We start from the raw sequence: 16969 nt of genomic DNA, 5'->3' as shown, positions 1-16969 counted from the left end.
CATTCGGATGCGCCTTTTTGCTTTGGCTGGCTTGTTATGGACTCAGGTTGGCCGTTTGCGGCAAGCGGGTATAAAAAAGGATGGCGTGACGCCATCCTTTTTCGTTGTGCTTGTGCTTGTGCTCTGGCAGCAGACAGTAGAGCAATCGCCCTAGGCTTAGGCCTTTTTCAGGTAGGCAGCAACCAGTACGATCTGCACGCCATTGACCTTGCCTTCGATATGAAGCGGGTTGTTGGTCAGACGGATGCCCTTGACCAAGGTGCCGCGCTTGGCGGTGAAACCGGCGCCTTTCACGTCCAGATCCTTGATCAGGGTAACGGAGTCGCCCTCTTGCAGCACGGCGCCGTTGGAGTCAACGGTCGGTACGCTGTCGTCATCTTCGTCAGCAATACCAGCTTCAGCCCAAGCCTTGGCTTCGTCTTCCATGTACATCATGTCCAGCAGATCCTGAGCCCACACTTCACCCTTGCCGGAGAGAGCTTTCAGCTGGCGCCATGCCATCACCTGCACCGCAGGCACCTGGCTCCACATGCTGTCACTCAGGCAACGCCAGTGGTTGACCACTAGGGTATCCGGTTGTTCCAGCTGACCACGGCAGGTGTCACAGATAGCAACGCTGTGATCATCGTCGCTGGCGGGGGAGTGAGGCACCACGAAGGCGGTCAGCGCCTGCTCGGCGCTGCACAGTTCACACTTGGCGCCCGCGCGCGCTTGCAGAATGGCGTTGATGGTCATGTTGTTGGTCCCATAGCTAGTGTAAAGCGACCCGCGTTGGGCGGGGCGCGTGAAAGAGGGGGCGGAATATAGCATAAAACCCCGCACTTTGTCAGGTCTGCCCTAGCTCACAAGGTTGGCTGTGCTGTTGCGCGGCGCTGATCGTTTGGTATTGAGAGTGCAATTTGAAGCGGGATCGCTAGAATGAGCCTCCTTTTTGACTGCAAGGCAGGGGCATTCGTGCTGGCTCAACGTTTTCAACAACTGGATCGACTGCTCACCCGCTACCGACGCTGGTGGCAATATCAGCCATATCATCATTTGACCATGGCCTTTGCCGATGAGGTGCCCGAACTGGCGACGTTGCTCAATGGGCTGACGCTGACCCAGTTGGCGGAGTTCGATGCGGATATGGATGCCCTCAGCAGTCTGCTTGCCCCCTGGATTGCCGAGGGAGCCGAGCTGCAGCAACTCAGCCAGCTTGCCCCGTTTACCCCTGAGCCCATCACTTGCAGCAAGGAGATGGCGCTGCATATGCCGGGGCGCAAGCAGGCCCAGATCGAGTCGTTCACCGCCTGTCTGCCTGCCCATCAGGGCCCCTATCTGGAGTGGTGTGCTGGCAAGGGGCATCTTGGGCGGCTGGTGTCACTTCATCGACAGGCTCCTATCCTCAGTCTGGAGTTGCAAGGGCAGCTTTGTGACGAAGGTCGGCTGCTGGCCGAGCGGGATGGCGCGAATATGACCTTTACCTGCGCCGATGCTTTTGCCCCCGAGTCGGCGGCGCTGATCGCCCCCGAACATCACGCTATGGCACTCCATGCCTGCGGCGAGCTGCACACCCATCTGCTGGAGCGGGTGGCCGAACGCAGTGCCCGCGGCGTGACTATCTCTCCCTGTTGTTACCACCTGATCCGTACCAGCCACTATCGCCCGCTGTCGGCCGCGGCCAACTCCAGCGAGCTGGTGTTGAGCAAGGCGGATCTCAAGTTGCCGCTACAGGAGACGGTCACCGGCGGTGCGCGGATAGCCCGCTTGCGTGAGCAGGAAGTGGTGTGGCGTCTCGGGTTTGACTGCCTGCAGCGTCAGGTGCGTGGCATAGATGAGTATCTGCCGGTGCCCAATATGCAAAAGAGCCTGCTGACCGGCACCTTCGAGGCATTCTGCGTTTGGGCTGCTGAACGCAAAGGGATTGTGCTGCCCGCCGGGCTCGACTATCCCGCCTGGTTGGAGCACGGGGAGCGTCGCTTTGGTGATGTCGCCCGCATGGAGCTGGTGCGTCATCTGTTTCGCCGTCCTCTCGAGATCTGGCTGGCGCTGGATCGCGCGCTCTTTTTGCAAGAGCAGGGTTATCGGGTCGAAGTGGGGGAGTTCTGTGCCAAACCCATGACCCCGCGCAATATCCTGATCCGTGCCGTGCGCGCCTGACAGCGAGCTCTTTGTGAGCGTTATTTGAACATTGTTGATGGCTGACTGGTGAAGCGGGTCAGCCATTTTTTTCATCACGAACAATGACCGTATGGCAGGCCACCTGGCCGTCTCAACTGTTCTAAAAATGGGCGAAAGATCACGCTTTGGCGTTTTCGTTTGGGTTCTATTTCTTTGTTTCAGCTGCACTGAATATCACAAGGTGAAATGGTTCACAAATTACGCGCATTTCTTAATTTTCATCGTGAATTTAGTTGTTGGAACACCTACTCTTGGAGCGCATTAATTCAAACAAGGACGATAAACATGTTCAAACCCAAGCGTTGTGTCTGGCTGAACGCTGCCGCTTGCGTATTGCCCAGCTATGCCGTAATGAGTGCAACCATGAATATTCAACCCGATCCACAAAATGCGGGAGGATATGTGATTGCGGCCCCGGATCTGGCCGCGGTGGAAAAGGCCAAGACGGCCAACCCCATGTATACAATATGGGCCAAGGCACTGGCCACCCGGTCAAATAAAATAGTCGATGCCATTGAACCGGGTCTGGCAAGCAATCCTGACAACGTAAAACTGGTTGAACGGGTATTTCCCCAATCTGAATGGGAATATTTAACCCAGATGGCCGCGCCGGAATATACCTATGTCCGCTTCTTGCGGGCCATCGGTAAATTTCCTGCGTTCTGCGGCGAATATAACGACGGGCGCGATTCTGATGCGATCTGTAAAAAATCCATTGTGACGGCCTTTGCCCACTTCTCTCAGGAGACCGGCGGCCATATTGCCAAGGAGAACGTCTCCGATAACCCGCTGGGGCTGGAGGAGTGGCAACAGGCGCTGGTGCATGTGCGGGAGATGGGCTGGTCAGAGGGACAGACCGGTTATACCACCGGCTGTGGCCAGAACGACTGGCAGAACAAGAAGTGGCCCTGCAGTACCGGACAAGGTTACTTTGGCCGCGGCGCCAAGCAGCTTTCTTACCACTTCAACTACGGGGCCTTCTCCGAGGCGATGTTTGATGGCGATGCCTCAGTGCTGCTCAACAACCCGGGGCTGGTGGCGGACTCCTGGCTCAACCTCGCTTCTGCCATCTGGTTCTTCCTCACCCCGCAGGCCCCGAAACCGGCCATGCTGCACGTGATTGATCGCACCTGGGTACCCTCCAAACGGGAAGCTGACGCCGGTATCGGCTATGGCTTCGGTACCACCATCAACGTCATCAACGGCGGTATCGAGTGTGGTGAACAGAACAAGGACAAGGGGCAGCCGGTCAATCGCATCCGCTACTGGGAAGGGCTGGCCAACCACTACCAGATCCCGGTCAAGGCGGATGAGAAGAACACCTGCTGGCAGCAGACTCCCTATGGCAGCCTCAATCTCAACGGCGCTACCGACGTGCTCTACACCAACTGGGATGGCAACTGGAAGTACTATCCTGATCGCCCGGGCGGTTACTCCTTCGAGTGTGAGCTGGTGGGCTTCCAGACCGCTTATTCTGCGCTGGTGCCGGGTGATTACGAGAAGTGCGTGACCAACTTCTACGGTTCCCACGCCAACTGGCCGAAAGTGCGGATCGTCGCCAAGCTCGATCCTGCCCCGGTCGATCCGGTTGACCCGCCCATTGATGGCCAGCCTGCCTGGGAGGCCAGCAAGGTCTATACCGCGGGCAACAAGGTGAGCTACAAGGGCGCCGTCTATCAGGCCAAATGGTGGACGCAAGGGGATGATCCCGCCAAAGGTGGCCCCTGGGCGTTGGTGACGACCCAATAAAGAGACAGTCCATCCATTGATAAGGAGAGGGGGCTTAGCCCCCTTTTAATATATTTTTTGAGCTGGGGGATAATATGTGGCAGAGATTAAAAAGAGATCCATCTCTCTGGAGGGGTAGCTGTATTTTTTGGCCAACGTTTATTTCCCGCTTAAAGTGATGTAAACAGCCCACATCAAATTTATTGATGGCTGGATTTAATGTTTTAACCTTGCTGCTAAGCAATATTAAAAAGCGTTGAGTGATGTTTTGCTAAACGATGGGTTCGCAGAGCACACCCATGACGCTATCCTTCTCGTATTTATGATGAGGGTGTTTATTCTTCTCATCTATCAATTCATGGTATCACCTTGGTGACATTTATTTCACAGAGAGAAAAATGAACATATTGGATGTAAAAGTCATGTGTATCTATTCGTTTACGGATGAGAGTATGTAGTTCGGCGGATGTTTTTTATTGCGAGCGAGGTAATCTTGCTCGATTTAAAATAATAGTTAAGGTGCGCAGATGAATGGGGATTGTCGTCTCGTTATCCGAATGGGAAGTCGTATGCGGTTTAATCACTAAGCAGATAGCAGGAAAGAGGAGTGCACCATGGAACTGGTGGTGATCCGCCATGGCGAGACGCAAGCCAATGCGGAAGGACGGTATCAGGGTGCACTGGATATCGGGCTTAATGAGAGTGGCCAGAGGCACATTGCCCGATTGGCTGACGAGGTAGTGGCCACTCAGGCCCCGTTCGATCGGCTGCTGGCGTCCCCCCTGCTGCGAACAAGGGAGAGTGCAGCCATCTTGTCTCGTCAGTTGGGATTGCCTGTGGAGCTTGTGCCTGCCTTTCGTGAGCGTGATGTCGGCCTGTTTGAAGGACTGACGCAGGTAGAGGCAAGAACACGCTATCCCGAGCTGTGGGCGCGCAATATCACCCGGCGCTGGGCTGAAGCTCCTCCCGGTGGTGAAACAATTGATGAGGTGATTGCTCGGGTCTCGCAGGGACTCACGGAACTTGTTTCGACAATGCAAGGGGAGCGGATACTGCTGGTGGCGTACGGTGTGGTCGCCAAGGTGATCCGCGCCGTAACGATTGCCGGTTTTGATGACTTCTTCGAATGGCAATTGCCCAACGGCGGTATGCTGTCGGTGAGGCTCTCTCTGGCTGATGGCGGCCCACTGCGCTTTAGCCGTCCCCTTGATGGTTGTGATTGAAAAGTGCACCAAAGGCAAAACGAAAAAAGCAGCGCTACCGAAAAGAGTAGCGCTGTCTTTTGTATTCGTTGCGGTTGGCTATCTCCGCGGCACAGGTTAGCAGTGTCACCAGAGAGCAGGGGCGTACGCCATCAGGTCGGCTCAGGTTCCTCTTTGCGGCAGCAGTTGCGCCCCTGCTTTTTGGCCAGATAGAGGGCGGTGTCGGCTCGTCTAACCATCTTCTCTACAGTGTCATGGGTGCCCTTGCTGGCGCTGATCCCGATACTGATGGTGAGGGAGATCTCAAGAGCCCCCTCCAGTGCATGGTGCTGGGATTCGATGGCTAGCCTGATCCGCTCGGCGCTGGCCCAGGCGAGCTCGAGGGAGGTTTCCGGTAGCAGTACGATAAACTCCTCACCACCCCAGCGACCCAGCATGTCCACCTCCCGCAGTTGTTTGCTGATCCGTTTCACCAGACTCAGGATCGCCAGATCCCCCTGTTGATGGCCAAAGGTGTCGTTGACTTCCTTGAAGTGGTCGATATCGATCAGCAGCAGGCTCATGGTATGGCCAAAACGCTGGCAGCGTTGCATCTCGGCGTTGACCAGCTCGTTGAACCGGCGCCGGTTGGCAATGCCGGTGAGAGGATCCGTGGTGGCGGCGACCTTCAACTCCTCCACCAGTCGGGCTCGCTCAGAGATATCCCGCAAGATGGCGGTCATCTCGGTGGTCGGGCCCAGATTGATCTTGGCGATGGTCACCTCCAGCGGAAATTCGCTGCCGTCGCGGCGCAGACCCATCACCGAGGCGCGGGCGTGCATCGGGCGCGAATTGATGGGGGAGCTGCTGAAGGCTTTGAAATAGGTTTCGTGATTGGCGCGAAAACGCTGAGGAAGCAGGGTTTCCAGCCGCTTGCCGAGATAGCTTTCGTCGATGCCGAACATCTCGCAGGCGGCGGTATTGATAAGCTCGATGCGTGACTCGCTGCTGACACTGATGATGCCGTCATAGGCGGAGTTGACCACCGCTTCGAAGCGACGGCGACTGCTGGTGAGCGCCTCTTCCAGCTGCTTTTTGGCAGTGATATCGATGGCGGTCACGATGATCCGGTTGATCCGTGCCTGCTCGGGGATGATGGGGGAGAGAATAAAGCGCCACCAACTGGTGCGCGAGAGGCTGTCGATGGGCAGCTCGCTCTCGAGCCCGGTCTGCATGCGCACACATTCGTGCATTGGCGGCTCGATGGTATTGGTGATGTAGCGGGGAAACATCTCGCTCAGCTGTTTGCCAATGCTGCCAAGGACATCCAGCTCGAACGCCTTGGCAAAGGTATCGTTGGCAGAGACCAGCACAAAGTGATCATCCTTGTCGAGGCTGAACACCGCCACGGCAGCGCCGATGGCGTCGAGAGATGACTTTATGTCGGCATGGGAACCCTGTGTAAACATGCGACCTCCACGGCGAATAACATATTGATATTCAGTATAGTGTGGTCGTTTGGCTAACTACTCTTCGATATCCAGCAACACCAGAATGGCACTGTCGCCGCCCCATTCGCGGGGAGCCTGATGGAAGGCGCGCACATTGGGGTGCTGGGCCAGCCAGCTGGGAATGCGCTGCTTGAGAATATGTTTGCCGATGCCGTGCATCACCGAGGCGACGTGAATGTTCTCTTTCTGGCAGAGGGTGAGCAGGGCGGCCAGCTCCTGTTTTGCCTGCTGCTGGTTCATGCCGTGCAGATCCAGGTAGATCTCCGGCGGATAAATGCCCCGCTTGAGCTTTTTCAGCTCAAATTTTGACACATCTTCCCGCACATAACGGGTCGGCCCATCATCGTCGAGATGGGGCTGATACTCATCGCTGAAATAGTGGTCAACCCCAAGCTTTTCGCGGGTTTCGCGCAATTCGCGTTTCTGCTTGACCGGGCGTAACTCGGCCCTTATGGTATCTTGCTTGATTTTCCGGGTACCTTTTATCGCATCGCGGAACAGCAGGGTTTCCTCGTCTGTCGGTGAGGGCGTTTTTTTCATCAGATGCTCATGTATTAGGTATGCGTCTTGCCCGCAACGTAAACGGGGCTCGGGCCGGATATTACTCGACTTGGAGGTGGATTTGGACAAGATATTTATCGATGAGGTGGTTGCCGAGATGCACACCATCCAGGACATGTTGCGTTGGGCCATGAGTCGTTTCAACGACGCCGGGATTTTTTACGGTCATGGAACCGACAACGCCTGGGATGAAGCTGTGCAGCTGGTACTGCCCGCGTTACATCTGCCACCGGATGTAGACCCGGCCATGCGCCACTCCCGTCTCACCAGCAGCGAGCGTCACCGTATCGCCGAGCTGATTATCCGCCGCGTACAGGAGCGGGTACCGGCCGCCTATCTGACCAACAAGGCCTGGTATGCCGGTTGGGAGTTCTACGTGGACGAGCGGGTGCTCATTCCCCGTTCCCCCATTGCGGAGATGGTGGCCAGCCGTTTCGCGCCCTTCCTCAAACATGAACCGACCCGGATCATGGACCTGTGCACCGGCTCCGGCTGTATCGCCATCATCATGGCCCACGAGTTCCCGGAAGCGGAAGTGGATGCCATCGACATCAGCATCGATGCGCTGAACGTGGCCGAGCGCAATATCAACGATCACGGGCTGGAGCAGCAGGTCATTCCGATCCGCTCCGATCTGTTCCGCGATCTGCCGGCGGGCGACAAGTACGATCTCATCGTCTCCAATCCGCCCTATGTGGACTCCGAAGATATGTCGGATCTGCCGGACGAGTTCCGTCACGAGCCCGAGCTGGCGCTGGCGTCCGGCTCCGATGGTCTCAAGCTGACCAAGCGTTTGCTGGCCCATGCAGCAGATTTCCTCAAGGATAACGGCGTGCTGGTGGTCGAAGTGGGCAACAGCATGATCCATCTGGAAGCCCAGTTCCCCGAGATCCCCTTTACCTGGGTTGAATTCGAAAACGGCGGTCACGGCGTCTTTGTGATGACCCGTGACGAGCTGGTGCAGTATCAGGATCATTTCGCCATCTACAAGAACTAAGCAGGAGCGCGCATGGCAGGGAACAGTTTTGGTCAACTCTTTCGGGTCACTACCTTTGGCGAGAGCCACGGCCTAGCGCTGGGCGCCGTGGTTGATGGCTGCCCACCTGGGCTGGAGATCTGCGAGGCGGATCTGCAGGGGGATCTGGATCGGCGCAAGCCGGGCACTTCCCGCTACACCACGCCGCGCCGCGAGCCGGACGAGGTGAAGATCCTCTCCGGGGTGTTCGAGGGCAAGACCACCGGCACCTCCATCGGGCTGCTCATCGAGAACACCGATCAGCGCTCCAAGGATTACTCCGACATCAAGGATCTGTTCCGGCCGGGTCACGCTGACTACACCTACCACCAGAAGTATGGTCAGCGGGACTATCGTGGTGGTGGTCGCTCCTCGGCACGCGAGACCGCGATGCGGGTAGCTGCGGGGGCGATCGCCAAGAAGTACCTCAAACAGGTGCATGGCATCGAGATCACCGGTTTTCTCTCCCAGCTCGGCCCCATCAAGGCCGAGGCGTTTGACGCGGCGCAGATCGAGCAGAATCCCTTCTTCTTCCCCGATGCGGGCAAGCTGGAAGAACTGGATCAATACATGCGCGACCTGAAAAAAGAGGGCAACAGTATCGGTGCCAAGGTGCAGGTCATTGCGCGCAATGTGCCGGTGGGCCTGGGTGAGCCGGTGTTTGATCGCCTCGACGCCGATATCGCCCATGCCATGATGGGTATCAATGCGGTGAAAGGGGTGGAGATCGGTGACGGCTTTGCGGTAGTGGAGCAAAAAGGCTCCGAGCATCGCGACGAGATGACCCCGGCGGGCTTTGCCAGCAACCATGCGGGCGGCATTCTGGGCGGTATTTCGTCAGGTCAGGATATCGTGGTGAGCATGGCGCTCAAGCCCACCTCCAGCATTACGGTGCCAGGCAAGACCATCAATACCGAAGGCGAGGCAATCGAGATGATCACCAAGGGTCGTCACGATCCTTGTGTCGGCATTCGCGCCGTGCCCATCGCCGAAGCCATGCTGGCGCTGGTGTTGATGGATCACCTGCTGCGCCATCGTGCCCAGAATCAGGGGGTGTTGACCCAGACGCCGCAGCTGCGCTGATCGCTGTTGCTGCTCATCGACTGATTGCTCCCTATTCGGGGAACAAGCTCGACAATACCAAAAAGGCGACCTTCGGGTCGCCTTTGCTATTTCAGGTGGCGGCTTATTCCGTCAATGCTTGCGGAGAGTGCGGGTCAGCAGATCCGCGGCGCCCGGATCGGCATTGAGGCGACACCTGGGGGGCGAGAACTTGTTGTGGGGTTTGGGCAAGGCATGAATGGCCTCGTTGACTTTGAGGATCTGTTCTTCGCTCACGCTGTTTTTGGCAAACATCAGACTGACCGGCTGGTGGTGTAGCAACAGCTGGCAGCTGATAAACTCTTCGGCCCCCAGCTGGGCCAGCCGGTAGCGGGCATATTGCCACTCCATGATGATGCCATCGAGGCGGCGAGCCAGCAGCAGATCGATCATCCGCTCATCGGCGTTGTATTCGGTCGCCATTTTAAGCGCCGGGCAGCTATCCATCTGATGCATGGGGCGAGTGCCGCGCAATTTGCCTATCTTGAGCCCTTTCTCGTTGCACAACGCTGGCAGATTATCGAGCTGCGCCCAGCGATCCTGATGGCCGGGAATCGGGTCATTGCTCAGCAGCACATAGGCACTCTGGCGGTAGGGGGTCGAGAAGCGGGCATAGCTCTGGCGCTCCGGCAGAGGGAGGGCGGCCATCGCCACATCCAGCTGATCGTGTTCTACCAGATGCAGTGCCCGCGCCCAGGGAAGCTCGCGAAACTTGGGGGCAAAGCCCGCCTGGGTGAGGATCTGGCTGGTCAGGCTGACATCCAGCCCATCCAGCTCACCCCGGTTGTTGATTTGGCTGAAGGGGGGCCAGTGACTCCAGGCCACGGTCAGGGTCTGACTGGCCTGCAGCGCAGGGCTTAGCAGCAGAAGCAGCAGGCCAATCCTTGCCTGCCAGCTGCCGCGGGGACGATATGGCGTGGTCATAGCTAAACCTCGTTATTGTGTTCTTCTATCCCGTGCTTTTGCCCCGCGAGCCATGCCTGCGAGGGCAGATATTGTGTTGCCAGTTAATAGTGTGGTGCGTGCTACATCAATCAACGGGATTATTCGGGGGGCAGAAGGGGGATTTTCTGTTCGTGCTGGGAGGAGCATCACATTTTTCTCGTTTATCCCGGGCAACTCCGTTAGACTGCGCCTCTATTCTTTCCCCTTTGCTCTGCTCCCCGGGGAAATCGTTGTTTTCTCAATAGGCCCAGATCTTGTGAGATGGCATCGGCTCAGCAGAGGAGCCCCACCACAAATCCCCGGCGCCCCTATCTCTAGCAGGTAATTATGAGTTTTACTTCCCTCGGTCTGGCCGAACCCTTGTTGCGTGCCGTTGCCGAACAAGGCTACGACACCCCGTCTCCCATTCAGCAGCAAGCGATCCCCGCCGTTCTGGCTGGCCGCGATCTGATGGCGGCGGCCCAAACAGGGACCGGCAAGACCGCAGGCTTTACCCTGCCGATGCTGCAACGTCTGATGGAGAGCAAGCGCAAGGTTTCTCCGAACCGCATTCGTGCGCTGGTGCTGACCCCGACTCGCGAGCTGGCGGCCCAGGTGGGCGAGAGCGTGCGTAACTACGGCAAACACCTGCCGATGCGCAGCCACGTGGTCTTCGGCGGCGTCAGCATCAATCCGCAGATGATGGCGACTCGCCGTGGTCTGGACGTGCTGGTGGCCTGTCCTGGCCGCCTGATGGATCTTTACAACCAGAACGCCGTCAAGTTCGACGAGGTGGAGATCCTGGTACTGGACGAAGCTGATCGCATGCTCGACATGGGCTTTATCCGCGACATCCGCCGCATCCTGGCTCTGATGCCGAAGAAGCGTCAGAACCTGCTCTTCTCCGCCACCTTCGCCGACGAGATCCGCGAACTGGCCACCGGTCTGCTGGATAACCCGGCGGTGATCGAAGTCGCCCCGCGCAACAGCACTGCCGAGCGTATCGAGCAGCTGGTGCATCCGTGCGACAAGGCCAACAAGATCGCGCTGCTGAGTCATCTGGTCACCAGCAACAACTGGCAGCAGGTACTGGTGTTCACCCGTACCAAGCACATGGCCAACCGTGTTGCCGAGACCCTCGACAAGAACGGCGTCAGCGCCGCCGCCATCCACGGCAACAAGAGCCAGGGTGCCCGTACTCGCGCGCTGGCCGGTTTCAAGGATGGTAGCGTCAAGGTGCTGGTGGCGACCGACATCGCCGCCCGTGGTCTGGACATCGACAAGCTGCCGCAAGTGGTCAACTTCGAGTTGCCCAACGTGGCGGAAGATTACGTGCACCGCATCGGTCGTACCGGCCGTGCCGGTGCTGCCGGTCACGCCATCTCCCTGGTCGCGGCCGATGAAGGCAAGCTGATCAAAGCCATCGAGCGTCTGACCAAGCAGAACATCCCGTGCGAGCAGGTAGCCGGTTTTGAAGCCTCCCGCGAGACCCTCGACAATATCGCCCGTGGTATCGGCGCGCCGCTGCGCAAAGAGCCCCGGGATCCGAGCGAGCAGCGCCGTGCGCCGCGTCCACAAGGGCAAGGCCAGCGTCAGGGGGCCGGTCGTTCCGCCTCCAATGGCAATGCGGGTGGTGCCCGTACCGGTAACGGTGGCAAGCCCAAGCGGCAAGGTGGTCAGCGTCCGGCTGATGGCGCTGGCAAACCGGCTCAGGCCCGTCGTCCACGTCGCTCTACCCACAACCAGTAAGCGGCTCGGGAGTTTGACTCCCCAGCTATGCGGTTGACTGAAAAAGCCCTGCCAATCTGGCAGGGCTTTTTGTTTTTTCAGCCATGTAATCGGCACTGTGTGGTGCTGCGAGAAGCGCGCTAGATGGCGGAGAGGTATTGCTTTTGCATCGCCAGCCAGCGGCCGTTATTGATAAACGCCAGCTGTACCTTGAGCAGGGCTGCAATTTCCGCCCGGTGCTTTTTATCGAGATAGAGAAAAACCTGCTCTTTGGTGATCTTCTGCCAGGGGGACGCCAGTGCAGGTTGAGAGGCGGGGCGCATCTTGATGAGCCAGTCCACTTTGCCTCGATGCAGTTGGGCAAGCCCTTGCTTCTCATCGTTCAACCAGATGACCTGATAGTTGCCGAGGAAGCGCTCGCACCACTGGATGCCACGCAGGCAGGCAATCACGGTACCCTCGGCAGGGGGCCAGCTCGGGTTATCCCGTGGCTGACCATAAATCGCCGCCTCCGAGATGGGGGCACCGATCTGCAGCAAGTGGGGATAGGTCTGATCAAAGCCCTTGATCCGGGCCATATCGCCATCGACGGCATGGTCTACCTCAATCAACTTTTCGCAGCGGGCATAGGTGCAGGGGATCAACTGAAAGTCGATGCCGGCCCGGCCAAACCAGTCATGAATAAAAGGGCGCAATATCGCAGTGTGTTCGACCGCTGCCGCAAGTTTTAGCGGGGTTGCGTGGGCAACGGGAGTCAGCCCGACAAGCAGTAACCAGCCAATCCACTTCATATCGTACTCCTGAATCGGGCTTGTTTAAGCAGCACTGTTGCGACTATCTGTGCAGTGAAGAATAGCCGATGGGGATGGCTGCCAGACCGCTTCGCCAGCTATTAGTGACGGCCGGGTCAGGGGAGCAGCGCCGTGATCAGGATATGGGCCGCGCTCACCAGGATCACCGTGAAGGTCATCCCCATGCCCCAGCGCCACCTTGCGGCTATGGCGGGTGCGAATGGTTCGAATGCTCAGCAACACAAACAGCAGAGCGAGCAGGGCCGCGTAAACAGGCAGTATGGTCATGGTATCTGGCTCCTTGTGTGATGATATCGAATAGCTGGTGTTCAGAGACGCGATATTGCTCGGCATCTCAATGGCTTGCCTTGAGGGTAGCAGCAAACTGCTTTAGCACGACCGTCATCCACTCACTCGCCATCGGCCAAGCGCAGGCGCAAAACAAACAGCCCTGCCGAGGTGGCAGGGCTGTATTTTGACCGTGTTGATGGTGGGCTGCGCCCCGTCATTACCCCTCGTAAGGGAGGGAGGAGTGGTGCAGCACGATACGCACCTTGCCATCATCCCCCTTCTTGAAACCCCAGGTCTTGTCGACTGTAGTTTCCTTGTTGTCGCGATCTACCAGATGCACCTTGCCCATGGTCAGCGCCATGTCGCCGTTGATATAGACGGCTGCATTGTCATAGCGATAGCCCTGCCAGTTTTTCAGGGCAAAGCCGCTATCGGCCGGATAGGCGCTGTTGTTGCCGACAAAGTAGGCCAGCGCCCCCTCGCGGTTGGTGCGAAAGGTCTGCTCGCCACCGGCCAGGGTGGGTTTGAACAGCACCGGCCCCTGCTGGTAACCATAAGCGCTGTCGAGCACCGACTCGGCAGTCGCCTTGGCGCGCTCAATCCCACCGGCGCGATAGTCATCGCTGATCTTGATGAGCGCCGCGCCCCAACCATCCTGCGCGGCCTTGATCTCCGCTTCGGTAATATTGTTGTTGGTGATTTCGGCTGCGCTGAGTGCGCCGCTGGCGGCAAGCAGGATGAGGGCAAGGGTGCTCTTCTTGAGGTGCAACATCATTGTTTTAAGACTCCTGATAGCGGTAAACGAGCGTGCAGTGTAGCGAAGGGGCATGAACGGTTTTTGAACTGATTATTCAGGGTTGGGTAGTAAAAAGGTCGGTATATAGCTGAAGGTTTGGGTGTTTGTTTGGTAAGAGGCGCTCTCTTAATTAATGGCGGATGCCTGTATCCAACTTGATTTCTTTTCCAACAAAAAGCCCCGTCAAGTTAATTGGCGGGGCTTGGCTATTTGGAGCATTCAGTATCGGGGATTACAGCGCTGGCAGCATTCCAAGGCTGACGCTGATCTGGACGCCGACGATCAGCACGCCCATGGCGGCGGCCACTCCCAGCGCCACTACGCCACCCGGGGCGCGGTAGTGGTGGGCAGGCGCCTGTTTGCGGCTCTGCCACACCAGCGCCACCGGCAGCAGTACCGCGAGGATCGCCAGCGCAATGGCTGCGTAGCCGAGCGCCATGATAAAGCCCTGCGGGAAGTAGAGGGCAAACAGCAATGGCGGCACGAAGGTGATAAGGCCGGTCTGGGTGCGGCCCTGCCAGTTGTCCTTGCGGCGGGTTACCTTGGCCATAAAGTCGAACAGCCCCAGCGTCACCCCGAGGAAAGAGGTGGCGAGCGCCAGATCGGCGAACAGGTGCATCGCCTGATTAAACGCAGGCCAGCTCACCAGCTTGCCGACGTTGGCCAGCAGGCTGTCCAGCGCGCCGCCGGTTTGCAGCAGGGCTTGCTGGCCGAGCAGACCGAGGATCGCCACCTGCCACAGCACGTAGAGGATCAGCGGCAGGGCGGAGCCCCAGACAAAGACCCGACGCAGCTGTTTTGGGCAGTCACCGAGGTAGAGCATCACGCTCGGAATGGAGCCGTGAAAGCCAAACGAGGTGAAGATGACCGGCAGGCCCGCCAGCAACAGGCCCTGACCCAGCGGCATCGAGAGCAGATGCTGCCCTTCAGTGCGGGGCAGCAGCAACGCCAGCACCACCACCATGATCACCAGTTTGACGGTGAACATCAGCCGGTTGAGGTAATCCACCGAGCGGGTGCCGACACAGACCATGCCGCCAAACAGCAGGGTAAAGGCCCAGGCGGCCTGCTCCTGGCTGAGGGTCATGCCCGCATCGGCCAGCGCCTGTGCCAGCAGGCTGCTGCCACCGCTGATGTAGGCGGAGGCCAGCGAGTAGAACAGCATCAGGATACAGAAGGAGGCGATGCGCTTGCCCCAGGGGCCGAGTAGATGATCCGCCAGTTGGTGCAGGTACCACTTGCCGGTGGCAAGGCTCGCTTCCACCTGCAGCATGGCGGTGAAGGCCATTAGGGCCCAGAGGCCGACCATCAACATCAGGGTGGCGGGGCCGCCGAGGGAGGAGGAGGCCAGCGGCAGGGCCAGCATGCCGGCACCTATGGTGGTGCCGGCAATCAACAGGGTACAACCCAGAGTTTTGGTATTCATGTTATCCATCCGAACGTAGCGGTGTCAGTGCAAACTGGCGATGTCAGCATTGACGTCAACAAGAGGGGGCCGATTGGCGTTATCAGAAGGTGCCTCCGGTGATAGGGCCGGAGGCTAGCAATATCGGAACGGGAACATCTGTACCTAAAACCTGTCAGTTGTAAAAGATGGTTGCCACGTTAGCGGATCAAAATAGCGGAAACAACCCCTTTTATACGGATCTTGTGCTGGCTTGTGGCAACAAGTGGAAATAAATGATGACAGCGGTAGCTGATTGCAGAAAAAAGCACCGAAAAAATGATTGGCAGGGGCTCATTGATACAGGTCAGCCAAGTGGTTGCAGCACGGATGGGGGAGTGCCTTGTCGTGGTGTTGGCGTTGGCGTTTAGTTGCGGGGTGAAAGGAGTGTGGAGGCCGGTTGTTTAGTCGGCCAGACGGTAGAGAAAGCAAAGCGGGCGGGTAGGGGGAGCAACAATAAGGCTGCCAATCCTGGCAGCCTTATTGTCATCTGTTCGCTTTACCCACCCATTGACAGCAAATCGGGTCTGCTGCGGTCAGGTTAGCGGCGGCGCTTGAGGGTGCGGCTCACATAGTGCAGCCCGCTCTGGTAGTCGCCGTTCACCGCCTTGAGCGCCAGCTCCAGCGCCTGGCTGGCCAGCGCGTCGTGCTGCTGGGGCAGGGAGTTGATGCCAAAGGGGAGGAAGTCAAGCAGCCGATCGTCCCCGAAGGTGGCCATGGCGAGCTGGCTCATATCGATCTCTTGCTCCAACAGGTAGTCGAGTACCCCCTCCATCAGGATATAGGAGGTAGTGATTAGCGCTTCGGGCAGTTGACCCAGCTGCTGGTGCAGATCTTTGATCAGGCGATACCCCTCAAGGCGAGAGAAGTGATCCCCCTCGCACAGGTGGCGAGCCGCGCTGTGACTGGCGACCGCCTGCTCGAAACCGGCTTTTCGCTCCTGACTGATCGTGAGTGCCGGCAGCGCGGTGATCAAGGCGATATGGCGCAGAGTCGGGGTGAGCAGGGAGCTGGTGAGATCAAAGCTCGCTTTCTCGTTTTCACTGGCGACGGTGACGAACTTGTCGGCGGCCATCGCCCGGTCGATGGCGAGGATCTGGCTGCCTTGCGCCTGCAATTTGCCGTAGAAGGGGTCGTCTGGGGGCAGGCAACTGGCCACCAGCAGGGCGTCCACATGGCGGCTCACCAGCATCTGGGCCAGCTCTTTTTCGGTAGCGGGCTCATCTTCCGAGCAGACAATGAGCAGCTGATAGCCCTGCGCCCGGGCCCCCTGTTCCAGCCGTTTGGCCAGCTTGGCGTAACTGGCGTTTTCAAGGTCGGGCAGGATAAAGCCGAGGGTCTTGGTCTGGCCGCCGCGCAGGGAGGCGGCGCGGCTGTCCGGCTGATAGTTGTGGGCGGTGACAACGGCCATCACCTTGTCGCGGGTAGCCTGACTGATGCGGTATTGGTCGGCCTTGCCATTGATCACATAGCTTGCCGTGGTGCGCGAGACACCGGCGAGGGCGGCGATTTCATCCAGTTTCATCATATTGGCTCTGTTTGAGTTGCAAGGCCCACGGTCACTGCCGGGTGAGGGCACCGAAAAGTGTGCGCGGGATCATATCATTGAAAAGCACTCTTTGTGGGTACTTGATCAATTCGCTGAAACGATTCAGTCTGAGTGTAAGTGAAACGATTCAGCCTGTCAGCAACGAAGAGACCCAGTGGCCTGAAAATCGGGCCCCGATCACAGTGAACC

At 58.2% G+C, this 16969-nt stretch carries 15 protein-coding genes; 6 read left to right on the top strand and 9 right to left on the bottom strand.

Annotated elements, in window-relative coordinates:
* Window positions 1-156 precede the first annotated feature (156 nt).
* A complete protein-coding gene (locus OKC43_RS09175) occupies window positions 157-735 on the bottom strand; it encodes a PhnA domain-containing protein (RefSeq protein ID WP_005333203.1) in 579 nt (192 codons plus the stop codon).
* Window positions 736-918: 183 nt separating this feature from the next.
* Here OKC43_RS09175 and OKC43_RS09170 point away from each other — a divergent pair, with 183 nt between their 5' ends.
* The 3 genes from OKC43_RS09170 to OKC43_RS09160 all read left to right on the top strand — a co-directional run bounded on the left by OKC43_RS09170 (window position 919) and on the right by OKC43_RS09160 (window position 5111).
* A complete protein-coding gene (locus OKC43_RS09170) occupies window positions 919-2139 on the top strand; it encodes a methyltransferase (RefSeq protein WP_236271487.1) in 1221 nt (406 codons plus the stop codon).
* 306 nt (window positions 2140-2445) lie between these two features.
* Window positions 2446-3909, top strand: a complete 1464-nt coding sequence (locus tag OKC43_RS09165) for a chitinase (protein ID WP_270804009.1) — start codon at window positions 2446-2448, stop codon at window positions 3907-3909.
* A 593-nt stretch (window positions 3910-4502) separates the two neighbouring features.
* Window positions 4503-5111, top strand: coding sequence for a histidine phosphatase family protein (locus tag OKC43_RS09160; RefSeq protein WP_236271485.1), 609 nt, complete (start codon window positions 4503-4505; stop codon window positions 5109-5111).
* 131 nt (window positions 5112-5242) lie between these two features.
* Here OKC43_RS09160 and OKC43_RS09155 read toward each other — a convergent pair whose 3' ends face one another.
* Together OKC43_RS09155 and smrB are read right to left on the bottom strand one after the other, a co-directional pair.
* Window positions 5243-6538 (bottom strand): sensor domain-containing diguanylate cyclase, encoded by a 1296-nt coding sequence (locus OKC43_RS09155; RefSeq protein WP_236271484.1) that lies wholly within the window; start codon window positions 6536-6538, stop codon window positions 5243-5245.
* A 57-nt stretch (window positions 6539-6595) separates the two neighbouring features.
* Window positions 6596-7120 carry an endonuclease SmrB gene (gene smrB / locus OKC43_RS09150; RefSeq protein ID WP_005333198.1) on the bottom strand — a complete coding sequence of 175 codons (525 nt, stop codon included), beginning with the start codon at window positions 7118-7120 and terminating at the stop codon, window positions 6596-6598.
* Between the two features lie 82 nt (window positions 7121-7202).
* On the opposite strand from smrB, the gene prmB reads away from it, so the two are divergent.
* Together prmB and aroC are read left to right on the top strand one after the other, a co-directional pair.
* Window positions 7203-8138, top strand: coding sequence for a 50S ribosomal protein L3 N(5)-glutamine methyltransferase (gene prmB, locus OKC43_RS09145; protein WP_236271483.1), 936 nt, complete (start codon window positions 7203-7205; stop codon window positions 8136-8138).
* 12 nt (window positions 8139-8150) lie between these two features.
* Window positions 8151-9239 carry a chorismate synthase gene (gene aroC / locus OKC43_RS09140; RefSeq protein ID WP_236271482.1) on the top strand — a complete coding sequence of 363 codons (1089 nt, stop codon included), beginning with the start codon at window positions 8151-8153 and terminating at the stop codon, window positions 9237-9239.
* A gap of 111 nt (window positions 9240-9350) precedes the next feature.
* Here the strand turns inward: aroC and OKC43_RS09135 are convergent, their stop codons facing one another.
* Window positions 9351-10181, bottom strand: a complete 831-nt coding sequence (locus OKC43_RS09135; RefSeq protein WP_236271481.1) for a substrate-binding periplasmic protein — start codon at window positions 10179-10181, stop codon at window positions 9351-9353.
* A 348-nt stretch (window positions 10182-10529) separates the two neighbouring features.
* Here OKC43_RS09135 and OKC43_RS09130 point away from each other — a divergent pair, with 348 nt between their 5' ends.
* Window positions 10530-11930: a DEAD/DEAH box helicase gene (locus OKC43_RS09130; protein WP_270658603.1), complete on the top strand. Its 1401-nt coding sequence runs from the start codon at window positions 10530-10532 to the stop codon at window positions 11928-11930.
* A 119-nt stretch (window positions 11931-12049) separates the two neighbouring features.
* On the opposite strand, the gene OKC43_RS09125 is transcribed toward OKC43_RS09130, so the two are convergent.
* From OKC43_RS09125 to cra, 5 genes are all read right to left on the bottom strand, one after another.
* Window positions 12050-12700 carry a hypothetical protein gene (locus tag OKC43_RS09125; protein ID WP_270658602.1) on the bottom strand — a complete coding sequence of 217 codons (651 nt, stop codon included), beginning with the start codon at window positions 12698-12700 and terminating at the stop codon, window positions 12050-12052.
* A 24-nt stretch (window positions 12701-12724) separates the two neighbouring features.
* The gene (locus OKC43_RS09120; RefSeq protein ID WP_270658601.1) at window positions 12725-12988 is read right to left on the bottom strand and encodes a hypothetical protein; all 264 of its coding nucleotides are present in this window, start codon (window positions 12986-12988) and stop codon (window positions 12725-12727) included.
* Between the two features lie 220 nt (window positions 12989-13208).
* Entirely contained in the window at window positions 13209-13766 is a 558-nt protein-coding gene (locus OKC43_RS09115) for a hypothetical protein (RefSeq protein WP_267511758.1), read from the bottom strand.
* 253 nt (window positions 13767-14019) lie between these two features.
* A complete protein-coding gene (locus tag OKC43_RS09110; RefSeq protein ID WP_270658599.1) occupies window positions 14020-15213 on the bottom strand; it encodes an aromatic amino acid transport family protein in 1194 nt (397 codons plus the stop codon).
* A 559-nt stretch (window positions 15214-15772) separates the two neighbouring features.
* Entirely contained in the window at window positions 15773-16759 is a 987-nt protein-coding gene (gene cra / locus OKC43_RS09105) for a catabolite repressor/activator (protein ID WP_021230150.1), read from the bottom strand.
* Window positions 16760-16969 lie beyond the last annotated feature (210 nt).

Source organism: Aeromonas sp. Y289-2 (assembly GCF_027705925.1).
GTDB lineage: Bacteria > Pseudomonadota > Gammaproteobacteria > Enterobacterales > Aeromonadaceae > Aeromonas > Aeromonas veronii.
This window is presented reverse-complemented; position numbering and strand designations above follow the sequence as displayed.